The sequence below is a fragment of the Rickettsiella endosymbiont of Miltochrista miniata genome (assembly GCF_964031245.1).
Classification (GTDB): Bacteria; Pseudomonadota; Gammaproteobacteria; order Diplorickettsiales; family Diplorickettsiaceae; genus Aquirickettsiella.
In genome coordinates this window covers 702,358-716,497 of the sequence record NZ_OZ035017.1, presented here as the reverse complement: position 1 = coordinate 716,497, position 14,140 = coordinate 702,358, and the positions used below count along the sequence as shown (strand labels likewise).

The window sequence follows — 14,140 nt, the reverse complement described above, 5'->3', positions numbered from 1 at the left end:
TAAAACAATGTCAGATTCTAAAGCAAACAGTAAGGTAGTGCTAATAACCGGGGCTGGAAAACGCGTCGGAGCCGCAATTGCCCGACATTGTCATCAGCAAGGCATGCGTTTGGCGATACACTATCGAGAATCCGCCCAGCAAGCTTCTGACCTATGTGCGCGCTTTAACCAACAACGACAAGATTCAGCTATTGCGCTGGGTGCCGATTTACGCGATACCGTCAAGCTAGAGGGTCTCATCGAACAAGTCATCCGCCAATGGGGCCAACTTGATGTCTTAATCAATAATGCGTCTAGCTTTTATCCCGTACCTTTCGCCAAGCTAACGCCTAGCGTATGGGAAGATGTCATGGCGAGCAATTTAAAGGCGCCATTCTTTTTATCACAAAGCGCAGCCCCGTATCTCAAACAGCAAAAAGGGTGCATTATCAATCTCGTCGATATTCAAGCCCAACGCCCGCTAAAAAATTATTCAGTCTATTGTGTTGCCAAAGCCGGATTAGTGATGCTCACCAAGAGTTTAGCCAAAGAATTAGGGCCCGACATTCGCGTCAATGCCATTGCGCCGGGTATTGTATTGTGGCCAGAGGATGAAACTGAATTTAATCAAGCTTTACGTGAAAAAATCGTCGCGCGCAACGCTTTGAAACGTGCCGGAACACCACAAGACGTTGCTAATACCGCCGTTTTCTTGATTAACCATGCAGATTTTATCACTGGTCAAATTATTGCAGTCGATGGCGGTCGCTCGCTTGGTTATTAATCGAATAACTAGAAATTTGTGAATGTCTTTGTTGAATGTATTATGGGAAAGCAACATGTATTTAACAGACTTTTCTTTCACCATACCTTGGCTCATTTCTACTCTCTCACCTGTTATCATAATATAATATTAGCAATATTAAGGTATAATAAAACAAAAACAAAAATACAGGATGTTGTGTTGTTAAGGCTCGAAAGATCAATTGATTTAAAGGCTCTAAAGGAAGATTTTAGAAAAATAGGAATTAATTTTATTACAGCAGGTGTTGTAGGTGTATTTATTAACCATTATGTAGGCATAGATTTTTGGACCATGTCCTTAACTTCTGCAGCATTAACAACCACAGGTATAATATCTTTATATTTAGGATTGAGGAAAAATAAACAATGAAAATTTTTTTATCCTTCTTGCCAATTATTATAGCCGCTTTAGCTATAGGAATTGGTGCACTATTAATTATTAACGATGAAATTAGGCAATCAAAATCCGTTAAATAGCCGAGTGATCATTTGGTACATGAGCAACGAAAAAAGCGATTCAACGCAGAAATTAAGCAAAAGACGAAGGTTTTAAGAAACAAAATAGAAAAAAGTCCCGTCAGTGTCTTAATCTACTTGAAAGCGACAATGCTACGATGGCGATTTGTGATGCACTTTAGGCTTCCTACTTAAAGTAGGCATGCACACCATGCATCAAGACTATCTCCAACCTTTTAGGATCAAACTTCAAGCGCAATCCAACGGAACTTTCATAGTCAAGTGTAGCCTTTAATCCCGATAATGCAAATTAAGCCTGAAGCTTGTTTTTGGCAGAGAATAGGACTAAAATGGTCCCATTTCAGATGGATATAATAAAAAATTAATTTTATATGTTAAGGCTCAGCAAACTAACCGATTATGCCGTGGTCATCATGGCGTATTTATCACAGCACCCTGGACTTGCCATTAATGCTAAACACATTGCCGAGCATACTGGCATCTCTTTGCCAACCACTAGCAAATTGCTGAAACGCTTAAGTCATGAAGGTCTTTTGCAGGCTAATCGGGGCATCAAAGGCGGCTACCAACTCGCCTATCCGGCGGCGGATATTTCACTGGGAACCGTGATTCAAACGCTAGAAGGCCCAATAGCCCTTACCGAATGTAGCCATAATATACGAACCTGTGGCTTAGAAAAACAGTGTACGATTCGAGATAACTGGCGTAGGATTAGTGCCTTTATTCAATCAACCTTCATGCAGATTAGCTTGGCGGATCTCATACAACCACTTAAGTTAAGTCAGTTAGAAACGATAGAAAACCCTCTTCATGTACTGCCTGAGAACAACCCATGACCCAAATGGCTTTAAACAAATTATTACAACAAGATTATCAACATGGCTTCGTCAGTGACATCGCATCGGATACTTTGCCCTGCGGCCTGAATGAGGACGTTATTCGTCATATTTCAGCAAAAAAAAATGAACCCGAATTTTTATTAGCTTGGCGTCTAAAAGCCTATCGCCATTGGTTAACGTTAACCGAACCGCACTGGGCCGATTATATGCACTATCCTGCTATCGACTACCAAGCAATTAGCTATTATTCAGCACCCAAAATAAAAAAACAGCTAAATAGTTTAGATGAAGTCGATCCGGAGTTATTACGTACTTATGATAAATTAGGTATTTCGCTTAGAGAACAAGAGCGCTTATCCAATGTTGCGGTAGATGCGGTGTTTGACAGTATTTCTGTCGCTACTACGTTTAAAGAAAAATTGCATACGATGGGTATTTTATTCTGCTCTTTTTCTGAAGCAGTACAAGAATATCCAGAACTGATCAAGAAATACTTGGGGTCGGTCGTCCCCTATACCGACAATTTTTATGCCTGCTTAAATGCCGCGGTGTTTACCGATGGATCTTTTTGCTATATCCCACCAGGTACACGCTGTCCGATGGAGTTATCCACCTATTTCCGGATTAATGCAGCAAATACCGGTCAGTTTGAACGCACCTTAATCATCGCTGATGAAGGAAGTTATGTCAGTTATTTAGAAGGATGTACCGCGCCACAACGAGACGAAAATCAATTACATGCCGCTGTGGTTGAGTTGATAGCCTTAGATCATGCACAGATTAAATATTCGACGGTGCAAAACTGGTATCCTGGCGATAAAGACGGCAAAGGTGGAATTTATAATTTTGTGACTAAGCGCGGTCACTGTCGTGGTGTGCAATCAAAAATCTCTTGGACACAAGTCGAAACTGGTTCAGCCATTACTTGGAAATATCCGAGTGTTATTTTGCAAGGTGATGCTTCTGTCGGTGAGTTTTACTCTGTGGCTTTGACCAACCATAAACAACAAGCCGATACCGGAACTAAGATGATACATATCGGTAAAAATACTAAAAGCACGATTTTATCGAAAGGCATTAGTGCCGGCCACGGTCAAAACAGTTATCGTGGTTTAGTCAAAATAGCAGAAACCGCTGACAATGCGCGTAATTATACACAATGCGATTCACTCTTGATTGGCGGTGACTGCAAAGCACACACCTTCCCTAGCATTGAAGTTAAAAATCAAAGCGCACAAATAGAACACGAAGCCTCTGCTTCGAAAATTAGTGAAGATCAACTTTTTTATTGTTTACAGCGCGGCCTAGATAGCGAAGAAGCACTATCATTGATCGTGAATGGTTTTTGTAAAGCGGTATTTAAAGAATTACCCATGGAATTTGCTGTCGAAGCACAGAAATTACTGGGTCTTAGCTTAGAAGGTAGTATCGGATAATTAATTACTCATTTTATGCACAGTAAAAAATATAGGAAATCCGTCATAGCGAGGCCGAAACGCAGTTGCGGCCGTGGCTATCCAGAGATTGCCACGCACCTACGGTGCTCGCAATGACGGTTAATTTTGTGCTCGCAATGACAACTAATATTTTATTTGCAGTGTGCTGAATATATTCATTTAAAAACGAAGAAAAATATGTTAACTATTAAAAATTTACACGCAGAAGTCGATAACAAAAAAATATTACGCGGGATTAACCTAGACATAAAACCCGGCGAAATACATGCAATCATGGGACCTAATGGTTCAGGTAAAAGTACCTTAGCGAATATTTTAGCCGGCCGTGATAACTACACAATCACGCAGGGCGAAGTCGACTATTTAGGCGAAGATTTAACTACGCTGTCACCTGAGCTACGCGCACGTGCCGGATTATTTTTAGCGTTTCAATATCCCGTCGAAATTCCAGGCGTCAGTAATGTTTACTTATTGAAAGCTTCTTTAAATGCTATCCGTAAAGCGCGCGGTGAAACTGAACTTGATGCCATGGATTTTTTAAAACTGATTAAAGAAAAACTAAAATTTGTCGAAATGGATCAAGACTTTCTATATCGATCGGTCAACACAGGTTTTTCTGGCGGCGAGAAAAAACGCAATGAAATATTGCAAATGGCACTATTAGAACCAAAATTAGCCATTTTAGATGAAACTGACTCTGGTTTAGATATTGACGCCTTAAAAATAATTGCGCAAGGTGTCAATCATCTGCGTTCGCCACAACGCGCTATGGTACTTATTACGCACTATCAACGTTTACTCGATTACATTAAACCTGATCATGTACATATACTCGCGGCTGGAAAAATTATTCGTTCAGGTGATTTTTCTTTAGCACAAACCTTAGAAAAAGAAGGTTATACCACTATTTTACAAGAAGCATCGTTGGTGTAAAACATGTTAAATAATAAAAAAAACCATGATGTTAACGCGATAGACCATTATGTTCGCGAATACCAACGCGTTGAAAAAGAGTTAGTCGGTCACGGACAAAAATATTTAAGCCAAATGCGACTGGATGCGTTAGAGCAATTTTCCACACTCGGCTTTCCTAGTCAAAAACACTCGGATTGGAAATACACTTCTTTAACAACCTTACGTCAAACTCCTTATTTTTTAGGTGCGAATATACCACGCAATGCTGTTACAGCAACGATGTTGGATCCATCTCGCGCTGATTATCGATTAGTATTTGTGAATGGTTTTTTTGCCGCACATCTATCATCAATTGCGGTGTTAACGGATAACAGCAAGATAACGAATTTAAGCACGATGCTGGAACAACATCCCGAACAATTAAAAGCGACTTGGAAACCTAACGAAGTAGTAGAAAAAAATAGTTTCACGCATCTAAACACTGCCTTTTTTCAGGATGGCGCCTATATTTATTTAGCTGCTAACACACGTTTAAACTCACCCATAGAAATTTTGTTTATTAATACCGATGCAACACCTCATCGTTTTATTCCGCTACGTAATATCATTATTGCTGCAGAGAATAGCCAAGCGATTATCATCGAAAAATATATCGATATGACGCCAGAAAATAACGCTAATTATTTTCTGAATACCGTAACGGAATGTCGTTTAGCTGCAGACAGTCATATTCAACATTACAAAACCATCACCGAGAGCAAACAAGCACAGCATGTTGACCATCTTTGTGTGACACAACAAAAAAATAGCCAATTTTCTGCCTATTCATTGGCTTTAGGCGGCATTTTAATTCGTAGCGATGTCACGGTTAAATTATTAGCGCCGCATGCACATTGTCAATTAAAAGGTTTGTATTGTACTTCAGACCGACAGCAAATCGACCAGGTTACGCAGATCGATCATGTTAGTCCGCAGACCAGCAGTGAAGAATTTTACAAAGGGATTATTGATGGTCGGGCACGTGCTACATTTAATGGTAAACTAATAGTTCGCGAAGGAGCTATCCTATCTAAAGCCAAACAACTGAATAAAAATCTATTATTGTCAGCCCATGCTGAAGTTAATAGTAAACCACAGCTTGAAATATTTACCGATGATATTCAATGTACGCACGGTGCGAGTATTGGCCAACTCGATAAAGATGCCTTATTTTATTTACGTGCGCGCGGATTAACAGCAACAGAAGCCACTGATTTACTCGTTAAAGCCTTTATCCAAGACATCATCGAACAAATGCCGTTGTTTAACGATGTTACTTTACCTAGCTTAATTAAAAACACGTATGAAAACGTTTGACGTAAAAAAAATAAGAGCTGATTTTCCTATTTTACAACAAAAAATAAGAGATAAGCCTTTAGTTTATCTCGATAATGCCGCGAGCACTCAAAAGCCCAATGCGGTTATCGAACGTCTACAGCATTTTTATACTCATGAAAATAGCAACGTGCATCGCGGTATCCACACTTTAAGTGAATTAGCCACTGAAGAATTTGAAAAAAGCCGCGAAAAAATTCAACAGTTTATTCATGCAAAATCTTTTGCAGAGATTATTTTTGTCCGTGGCACAACGGAAGCCATTAATTTAGTCGCACAAACCTATGGTTTAAGCCAGATCAAAGCAGACGATGAAATTATTATTTCGCATATGGAACATCATGCTAACATCGTGCCTTGGCAAATACTCTGCGCACAAACCGGTGCCAAACTCAAAGTTATTCCGATTAATGACGCCGGTGAGTTGATCCTAGAAGAATACCAACGTTTACTCAATCCAAAAACTAAGCTTGTCGCTATTTGTCATATTTCAAATACTTTAGGAAGCATTAATCCGATTAAACAAATCATCGATAGTGCACATGCGAATAGTCCAGAAACCAAAGTGTTAATCGATGGCGCACAGGCGGTAGCGCATCAAAAAGTTGATGTGCAAGCGTTAGACTGCGATTTTTATACTTTTTCCGGTCACAAATTATTTGCGCCGACGGGTATTGGAGTTTTATATGGTAAGCAGGGATTATTAGCGGCCATGCCACCTTATCAAGGTGGCGGTAGTATGATCACCGAAGTGACATTAGAAAAAAGTTATTACCGGGAACCGCCGTATAAATTTGAAGCCGGCACACCGCATATTGCCGGTGCTATTGGCCTGGGGACGGCCATAGACTATCTTAATCAATTAGATTTTAACGCCATGCAAAAGCATGAACAGCAGTTACTCGATTATGCAACGGCGAGCTTACAAACAATACCGGAGTTGCATTTGATAGGTACCGCTAAACAAAAAACAGCTATTTTGAATTTTACGGTCAGCGACTCACGTGGTATGCGTATCCATGGGCATGATATCAGTGACGTTTTGAATACTGAGGTCGGTGTTGCCGTGCGCGCCGGTCAACATTGCACCATGCCGCTCATGCAACGCTTTAATGTCGATTCTACGGTGCGCGCCTCGTTAGCGTTCTATAATAATAAAGAAGATATTGATGCCTTAATCAGCGGCTTACACACTTTAAAACAATTGTTCAAATAAAATGATGTCAGATTTACGTGAATTATACCAAGAAATGATCCTAGATCACGGGCGTAACCCGCGTCATCATCATGCGCTGCCGCTTTCGAATCGGCAAGCCCATGGTTACAATCAATTCTGCGGCGATCGCTTAACGGTCTTTCTTAAAATAGAACAAGATAAGATTACCTCTATCAGTTTCCAAGGTTCAGGTTGTGCCATTTCTATAGCATCTGCTTCATTGATGTCAGAAATATTAACCGGTAAAACACTTAGCGAAGCCGAAACACTATTTGAAACCTTTCACCAATTGTTAACCAGTGAAGCCATTGCAACCCCCGAACAGTTACACGATCTCGAAAAATTAACCGTTTTTTCCGGCGTTAAAGCTTATCCAGCGCGCGTCAAATGTGCCACGTTGGCATGGCATACCTTACTCGCTGCCTTAAAACAGAACAGTGAATTGGTTTCTACCGAAAAATAAACGTTCCTCTTCTATACTAACAAGCAACTGGACTACCATTTAACATACAGACATTAGTACCCGTCAACGTTATGGGCCCACCCCCCACAAAGCTTATTAAAGAAGAAGGATCACCGGAAACATCGATGTCTATTCCGTTTAAAGTAATTGTGCCAGTGCCGCCAGTAGCTAACCCAATAGCTTGGTCTGCATTATCAGTGGCTACTATCACGTTTACATTATTACCCGTTACTGGAGCATTTTCCGCATCTATTCCAATAAGTGCCCCAGTCCCCTGTATATTAACTAAACTTGATTCAATTAAATTAACCGTACCTCCAGTGACTTCGAGTCCATAAGAACCATTACCACCTGTGACATTAATGGCGCTATTAGTGATATTGAGGTTTCCGGTTCCTTCATTAATAAGTCCAATCGTATCGTCTGCACCCACCACATTAATAGAACTAGCATCAAAGATGACATCACCGCTGGCACCTGCTGTATTTCCAAATCCTGCAACCATATCTTGACCACTTGCATTCACATTAATTGAACTACCTCCACTAAAATTGACATCCGAACTACCTTCATGAACATAACCCAATGAGCCGGGGGAATTCGAATTCAGATTAATTGAACTACCTCCACCAAAGTTGACAGCACCACTCCCTTGATCAAAGTAACCAACCGAGTCCGAACCACTCACATTCACATTAATCGAGCTTGCATTAGTAAAATTAATAGGGCCACTACTGCTTGAAATAAAACCAAACGAGTTAGCCCCGCCATTAACATCGATCATACTCGCATTCGTAGTCAAGCTCGTAGAACCTGAAGCATTCACTCCAACAGAAGAAGCGAAAACCGTACTGTCGTTTAAATCAGCTTGCGTATTGCCTGACAAAGCTAAACCTGTAGCAAAAGGCGTTGCCGTACTTCCAATCTGACTGCCATTAATCAAAACATTGCCTCCTGAAGCACTGATGCCTGCTCCTGTTGCCGTACTTGCTGTCGGTTCAAGAGTAATATCTGTTAGCGTATTATTACCTGCTAGAATAAATCCTCCGCGAAAGGTAGAAGGCGGAGTTCCTGGAGTGGGGGCGATGCTTTGACCTGTTCTGATTGTGACAGGATTTGTTCCTCCAACAACATCTAAAGCTGAATAAACTCCTCCACCAAAAAACATCCTCGTGTTCGGAAGTAAAGTTTCTAAGGTTTGCGTACCTTGGTTGGTGAGATCCGTTGGACCACAAGGATTCTCAAAAGTACAATTGGCAAGTGTTAAATTCATTCCACCATTATTAGGTGTACCTGTTGGACTAAAAAAAGCGTCATCATCTCTACTAGCAGGTACTATCTGACCCATTAGTTGGGTATTCTTTTGACTAGGTATCGCCGAACCATGTCCTAATTCAGCTAAATAGCGTTCGACTGGATCGGTGATTCGTTCTTCTATGCTGGGATCACTACGATGTACATGCGTACCACCCAATTCGACACCTAAGCCTAAGGCACCCACGCTGCGACGTAAGTTATCGTAAGTATAACTAGCAAAAACTTTAATATTTTGATCAACCCAATATTCTAAGCCAACCCCTCCTCCTAAAACATTATTTGTTTGTGCAGGGCTAAAAAAATAACTGCCAACATAAGCTTTTAAAGGCGTTCTAGGAAAGAGTTGATAACCCAACTTCACATCGACACCATCACCTGCATGTTGCGTTACATCAAATAGGTTAAATAATTCAGAATGTCCATTAAACTCATCAAACGTTAAAAAACTTGAAACGGTTTTATTGCGATCACCTCCGACGAGATACCCATTTAAGTGCGCGTCCCAGCGAGAACCTAAGGCTTCTATCCCTGGATTAACAACCCATAAACGCGCATTATTATCAATTCGACTATATCCCCCAAATAGATAACCACCCAATATCGCCGAGTTATTTTTAACCCATCGATACCCTACTCCCAAATCGGCATAGCCTTGTGAATCACTTCCATAAGCTAATGCAGGATCGATATAAAAATTATGACTAGCATCTCCTTTTAAAGGCAGCATTAAATCAGCCTGGCCTACAAGATAGTCAGTACTGCCGTAACCATCTGCCGAAAAACGAGCAGGCAACGAAGCAGAGGCTTCTGCTATCGAGCTTAAACATAAGCTAGCAGTAAAAATTACTAATAAATATTTGACTATCCTTTTCATTTATTTTTCCCTTTCCCAAAATGGGAAATAATGAGCTCTTAAACAAAATAAGGTATAATTTATTATTATTCACTTTAGCATTTAAAAAGATATTTAGTAGTAAATACTAATAAAATTGCCCCATACTTGCTATTATGAACAAAATTAATTTACTCTCTATTCTACTAAGCAAAATAAATAATTCATGATAATGTTCGCCTATCCCCTTACTGAAGAATCTATTCAACAACTAACGAATGCTATTATTGAAGCACTCAAAGGCATCTATGACCCAGAAATTCCGGTTAATATTTATGATTTAGGTCTTATTTATCAAATTTCTATTAATCCGCAAGGCATGGTAAAGATTGAAATGACCTTAACATCGCCAGGTTGTCCGGTAGCACAAACGTTTCCCGGCACGGTGGAGAGCGTGATCAATAATGTCGCGGGTGTCTGCGAAACGCAGGTAGAATTAGTATGGGATCCGCCTTGGACCAGCGAAAACATGTCTGAAGCGGCTAAATTACATTTAGGGATGTTGTAAATTCCGGAGAGAGAAAGTGGCAAATTGGGTTGATGTCATCGATGCTGCAAGTTTTCCGGTGGGTAGCTATCAAGTATTTGATTGGAATGGCTTATCCTTATTGGTTTTCAATCTTAATGGCGAATTTTATGCCATGAGAAATCTCTGCACGCATGAAGATCAATCACTGGAAGGCGGCGAGATAGAAGGAGAAGAAATTATTTGTCCTTGGCATGGCGCTGGTTTTTGTATTAAAACGGGCTCTGCAACCCGTGCGCCCGCTTTCACAGGCGTTAAAACCTTTCCCGCTCGTTTAATAGACGGCAAAGTCCAAGTCGCTATTGATGAATAAACTTTAATTTAAAATGTTAAGTTTTTTAACTCTGGCTCTGGTGTAGAATTATCTATTTCTGCCCTTCCATTAAAAAGATCCGGATCATTTGTAAAAATGACTCGTACATTTAACTAGGATGATCTGTCTAAGCAAACCGTTTAATTTTTGAACCGATGCTGCTGGGCCAATCCTATAAACGTGTTCAAAAGCTTTTACACATATTTTTACACAGGTTTACCACAGAAACTGTGTATAGTGTGTATCTAAGATCATATTTTCCCATCGGATTCCATCACACCCATTAATCGTTTTAACCAAACAGGTAAATTAAAATTTTTATCTAAAACTCCATCGATAGAAAATTCATCCGCCCCTAATACGATATAACTCAAAATAAATACACTCCACATCACTGGATATTCCCAACCACCGCCGGGTAATGCCCAAATAAAACCTTTTAAAAAGTGATGGCCGATAATCGTGGCAACAATTAAATACACCGCGGTGCCGATCGCTCCCACTCGCGTTAACAACCCTAAGCCTAAAGAAATAACACCGGCTAATTCGCATAAACCTGAAAATCGCACAAAAAAAGTCGGATCCACTACATTTAAGTGCATGAAAGCGGTGACATCCGCTTGAAAGGGAACGCGTCCAGCAAATAGTTTTTCTGTACAATGGGCAATCAAATCAAAGCCTATGTAAAGCCGGATAAAACTCAGATGCCACTCATAAGCAGACATTTCAAACATTTCTTGAGGTTTACGCTGCAAAATAATCGGTCTTTTTTTAACATCATGATAGGCAATATAAAGAAATAAAATCACTAAACACAATAAACTAATAATCGCAGGGATCATCGGCACAAAACATTTATGTAGACCTAGAATGCGTAATACCGATAAAACACTAAATGTTGCAAGTAAAAAAGGGATGCAAATATAACGATACATCAGACACAGCGCGATAATGCCCAATAAACTTAATAGGACAATAAAAAAAGTAGGATTAGCAGGAATACTATGATACGAGAAAGCGAGAATAATTAAGCTTAGAAACATTCCTAGGAGTGCGATGGCAACCAACGATGAGTATGCTTGCTTGAACATAAAAACTCCAAAAAAGACTATAATCTAATTCACATATCCTTCATGGCGAGCGAAACGTTAGTGAGCGTGGCCATCCATGATTGCCACGCACCTACGGTGCTCGCAATGACGAAAAATATTTTAGGTGCTCGCAATGACGAAAAATATTTTACGTGCTCGCAATGACCGAATAGATATTGCACTATGTCTTAGGAAAAATTGCATCGATGAATTGCGCACCGATATTAAGCTGACATTGTGCATCGATTTCACGCACACCGGTAGGACTGGTAATATTAATTTCGGTCAAATAATCGCCAATGACATCTAAACCAACAAATAACAAACCTTTTTCTCTTAAAATTGGCGCAACTTGTTGGCAAATCCAAACATCGCGTTCGCTTAATTTAACGGCTTTACCTATCCCGCCTACGGCCAAATTAGCACGCGTTTCACCGGGTGCTGCGAACCGTGCCAACGCATAAGGAATAGGTTCGCCATTGATCATAAGAATACGTTTATCTCCTGCGCGCACTTCGGGAATATAGCGCTGTACCATCATATAAGATTGATTGTTGGCGGTTAAAGTTTCTAAAATGACGTTGGTATTCGAATCATCGGCACGCAATCGAAACACGGATTGACCGCCCATACCATCCAGTGGTTTAGCAATGATATCTTGGTGTTGCAACAAAAATTCTTGCGCAGCATGGATACTGGATGTCACTAAACTGGGAGGACAACACTGTGGGAAATTTAAGGTAAACAATTTCTCGTTAAAATCACGCAAACTTTGTGGATGATTGGCGATTAATACGCCTTGTTGTCCAGCTTTGTCCAACAATTGGGTCGCATAAATGTACTGCATATCAATCGGTGGATCCTTACGCATCAATATCACCGATAAACTATCTAACGCTAGCATGCTTTCTTTGCCAAACTCAAACCAATGTTTTACATCATTTTTTACTTGCAAACTGCGCATGCGTGCATAAGGTTTTTCGTTGACCAAAAAAAGATCCTGAATTTCCATATAAAAAATCGGCCAATGACGTTGCTGAGCTGCGAGCAATAGAGCCAATGTAGTGTCTTTTTTAGGATTAATCCCAGCTATGGGATCCATAATCACGCCAAGTGGCTTAAGCATGGTTTACTCCGCTTTCTTTAAAACTTCGGCTTGTTCGCGTGCCGCGGCTAATAAAGCCAATCGTGCTATCACACCATACACATAAAACCGATTCGCGCATTTTCCCTTTTGTTGTCCGGTATTGTCTGGAATATTACACGCTTGCACAAAAGGTAAAGGTTCAAATTGCATACCCGGTGTATTCAGATTATCGCTAACACCGCGACCGGTGTGCACACGATAAAAACCTCCGACTACATATTGTCCGAGCATATACACCACAGGTTCAGCAACGGCATTATTCCACGTTTCGAAGGTGTAAACGCCTTCTTGAATGATCACTTTATCGATCGGTCGACTCCCTTTGGAAACCATCATATCACTGCGTTTTTTGCGATTAAGTTGTTGAATTTCTTCGGGTTCGTGAATGGATAGCACACCCATTCCGTAAGTACCTGCATCGGCTTTAATAACCACATAGGGTTTTTCTTTAATATGATATTGCTGATATTTTTTTTGTGTTTCTTGTAATATTTGTTGGCTTTTTTCTAGCATGCAGGCTTCACCTTCACGCTGCATAAAATCGACACCGGTACAACTTGAAAAATAGGGGGTAATCAACCAAGGATCTAAATTCAATAATTGAGAAAATTCTTTAGTCACCTGCTCATAGTGACGAAAGTGATTCGACTTTAAACGACTATGCCAGCCCAAGTTTACATTAGGTAAAATAGCTTGCTTTATTCCTTGCAACACATCGGGAATACCCGTCGCTAGATCGTTATTTAATAAGATAAAACAAGGCAAAAAATCATTGACTTTAATATGATCGCCAAGCCGATGTATGGGTTCTAACTTTATCGATCCGCCTGACTCTAAAGTAATCTCTTTGGTCGCTTTGAGGTCTTCTAATAAGGATCCGATTCTAACTTCAAAACCGGCTTTACCCAAAATGTCTTGCAGCGTAAAAAGATTCTCAAAATAAAAATTATTTCGAGTATGATTTTCAGGAATTAACAAAATACGCAAACAGCCTGGCGCTAAACGTTCTAAGGTTTCTTGTGCCGCTTGTACTGCCAGCGGAATAAAATCTTCACTCAGATTGTTAAATCCCGCTGGAAATAAATTCGTATCCACCGGTGCTAACTTAAATCCAGCATTGCGTAAATCGACTGAGGAATAAAAAGGGGCGGGTGTTTTACGCCATTGTTCACGTAACCAAGTTTCAATGGTGGTTTGTGCAACAAGTAAACGTTGTTCTAGCTGGTGAAGTGGATCTAAGCAATGTGAAGCTAAACATGGGATCTCATATCGATTTTCTGATGATTTTTCCATCCAGCTACCCCTAATAAAGAAAAAGGACTTTTTTAGC

The 14,140-nt window shown here is 40.2% G+C and carries 14 protein-coding genes and 1 other RNA gene; 10 read left to right on the top strand and 5 right to left on the bottom strand.

The features are described 5' to 3' along the window. Positions 1-7 precede the first annotated feature (7 nt). A complete protein-coding gene (locus AAHH40_RS03285; RefSeq protein WP_342220693.1) occupies positions 8-763 on the top strand; it encodes a pteridine reductase in 756 nt (251 codons plus the stop codon). A 42-nt stretch (positions 764-805) separates the two neighbouring features. Then, the gene (locus tag AAHH40_RS03280; protein ID WP_342220692.1) at positions 806-1,153 is read left to right on the top strand and encodes a hypothetical protein; all 348 of its coding nucleotides are present in this window, start codon (positions 806-808) and stop codon (positions 1,151-1,153) included. A 197-nt stretch (positions 1,154-1,350) separates the two neighbouring features. Here the strand turns inward: AAHH40_RS03280 and ssrS are convergent. After that, a non-coding RNA gene (gene ssrS, locus AAHH40_RS07670) (6S RNA) lies at positions 1,351-1,512 on the bottom strand. Positions 1,513-1,631: 119 nt separating this feature from the next. Between ssrS and AAHH40_RS03275 the strand changes: the two genes are divergently transcribed. The 6 genes from AAHH40_RS03275 (at position 1,632) to sufU (ending at position 7,524) form a co-directional block, all read left to right on the top strand. Next, positions 1,632-2,096, top strand: a complete 465-nt coding sequence (locus AAHH40_RS03275) for an SUF system Fe-S cluster assembly regulator (RefSeq protein ID WP_342220691.1) — start codon at positions 1,632-1,634, stop codon at positions 2,094-2,096. Beyond that, complete coding sequence (sufB, locus tag AAHH40_RS03270; protein ID WP_342220690.1) at positions 2,093-3,535, top strand: Fe-S cluster assembly protein SufB; 1,443 nt, start codon at positions 2,093-2,095, stop codon at positions 3,533-3,535. The genes AAHH40_RS03275 and sufB overlap by 4 nt, the downstream gene beginning before the upstream one ends. Before the next feature lie 198 nt (positions 3,536-3,733). Continuing rightward, positions 3,734-4,489, top strand: coding sequence for a Fe-S cluster assembly ATPase SufC (sufC, locus tag AAHH40_RS03265; RefSeq protein WP_342220689.1), 756 nt, complete (start codon positions 3,734-3,736; stop codon positions 4,487-4,489). Between the two features lie 3 nt (positions 4,490-4,492). Then, complete coding sequence (sufD, locus tag AAHH40_RS03260) at positions 4,493-5,827, top strand: Fe-S cluster assembly protein SufD (RefSeq protein ID WP_342220688.1); 1,335 nt, start codon at positions 4,493-4,495, stop codon at positions 5,825-5,827. After that, on the top strand, positions 5,814-7,061 hold the full coding sequence (locus AAHH40_RS03255) for a cysteine desulfurase (protein WP_342220687.1): 1,248 nt from the start codon (positions 5,814-5,816) through the stop codon (positions 7,059-7,061). Before sufD ends, AAHH40_RS03255 begins: the two co-directional genes overlap by 14 nt. 1 nt (position 7,062) lies before the next feature. Beyond that, complete coding sequence (sufU, locus tag AAHH40_RS03250) at positions 7,063-7,524, top strand: Fe-S cluster assembly sulfur transfer protein SufU (protein WP_342220686.1); 462 nt, start codon at positions 7,063-7,065, stop codon at positions 7,522-7,524. Positions 7,525-7,540: 16 nt separating this feature from the next. On the opposite strand, the gene AAHH40_RS03245 is transcribed toward sufU, so the two are convergent. Next, entirely contained in the window at positions 7,541-9,715 is a 2,175-nt protein-coding gene (locus AAHH40_RS03245; protein ID WP_342220685.1) for a hypothetical protein, read from the bottom strand. A gap of 190 nt (positions 9,716-9,905) precedes the next feature. On the opposite strand from AAHH40_RS03245, the gene AAHH40_RS03240 reads away from it, so the two are divergent. Both AAHH40_RS03240 and AAHH40_RS03235 read left to right on the top strand, forming a co-directional pair. After that, the gene (locus tag AAHH40_RS03240) at positions 9,906-10,241 is read left to right on the top strand and encodes an SUF system Fe-S cluster assembly protein (RefSeq protein WP_342220791.1); all 336 of its coding nucleotides are present in this window, start codon (positions 9,906-9,908) and stop codon (positions 10,239-10,241) included. Between the two features lie 16 nt (positions 10,242-10,257). After that, positions 10,258-10,572 carry a Rieske (2Fe-2S) protein gene (locus AAHH40_RS03235; RefSeq protein ID WP_342220684.1) on the top strand — a complete coding sequence of 105 codons (315 nt, stop codon included), beginning with the start codon at positions 10,258-10,260 and terminating at the stop codon, positions 10,570-10,572. A gap of 251 nt (positions 10,573-10,823) precedes the next feature. Here AAHH40_RS03235 and AAHH40_RS03230 read toward each other — a convergent pair whose 3' ends face one another. The 3 genes from AAHH40_RS03230 to gshA form a co-directional block, all read right to left on the bottom strand. Next, positions 10,824-11,663: a DoxX family protein gene (locus AAHH40_RS03230; RefSeq protein WP_342220683.1), complete on the bottom strand. Its 840-nt coding sequence runs from the start codon at positions 11,661-11,663 to the stop codon at positions 10,824-10,826. 181 nt (positions 11,664-11,844) lie between these two features. Continuing rightward, positions 11,845-12,789, bottom strand: coding sequence for a glutathione synthase (gene gshB / locus AAHH40_RS03225; protein WP_342220682.1), 945 nt, complete (start codon positions 12,787-12,789; stop codon positions 11,845-11,847). A gap of 3 nt (positions 12,790-12,792) precedes the next feature. Next, entirely contained in the window at positions 12,793-14,103 is a 1,311-nt protein-coding gene (gshA, locus tag AAHH40_RS03220; RefSeq protein ID WP_342220681.1) for a glutamate--cysteine ligase, read from the bottom strand. Positions 14,104-14,140 lie beyond the last annotated feature (37 nt).

Bases quoted from the DNA above. Each gene is read 5' to 3' on its own strand.
- AAHH40_RS03285 (WP_342220693.1), top strand. From the start codon at position 8: ATGTCAGATTCTAAAGCAAACAGTAAGGTAGTGCTAATAACCGGGGCT.
- AAHH40_RS03280 (WP_342220692.1), top strand. From the start codon at position 806: ATGGGAAAGCAACATGTATTTAACAGACTTTTCTTTCACCATACCTTG.
- AAHH40_RS03275 (WP_342220691.1), top strand. From the start codon at position 1,632: ATGTTAAGGCTCAGCAAACTAACCGATTATGCCGTGGTCATCATGGCG.
- sufB (WP_342220690.1), top strand. From the start codon at position 2,093: ATGACCCAAATGGCTTTAAACAAATTATTACAACAAGATTATCAACAT.
- sufC (WP_342220689.1), top strand. From the start codon at position 3,734: ATGTTAACTATTAAAAATTTACACGCAGAAGTCGATAACAAAAAAATA.
- sufD (WP_342220688.1), top strand. From the start codon at position 4,493: ATGTTAAATAATAAAAAAAACCATGATGTTAACGCGATAGACCATTAT.
- AAHH40_RS03255 (WP_342220687.1), top strand. From the start codon at position 5,814: ATGAAAACGTTTGACGTAAAAAAAATAAGAGCTGATTTTCCTATTTTA.
- sufU (WP_342220686.1), top strand. From the start codon at position 7,063: ATGATGTCAGATTTACGTGAATTATACCAAGAAATGATCCTAGATCAC.
- AAHH40_RS03245 (WP_342220685.1), bottom strand. From the start codon at position 9,715: ATGAAAAGGATAGTCAAATATTTATTAGTAATTTTTACTGCTAGCTTA.
- AAHH40_RS03240 (WP_342220791.1), top strand. From the start codon at position 9,906: ATGTTCGCCTATCCCCTTACTGAAGAATCTATTCAACAACTAACGAAT.
- AAHH40_RS03230 (WP_342220683.1), bottom strand. From the start codon at position 11,663: ATGTTCAAGCAAGCATACTCATCGTTGGTTGCCATCGCACTCCTAGGA.
- gshB (WP_342220682.1), bottom strand. From the start codon at position 12,789: ATGCTTAAGCCACTTGGCGTGATTATGGATCCCATAGCTGGGATTAAT.
- gshA (WP_342220681.1), bottom strand. From the start codon at position 14,103: ATGGAAAAATCATCAGAAAATCGATATGAGATCCCATGTTTAGCTTCA.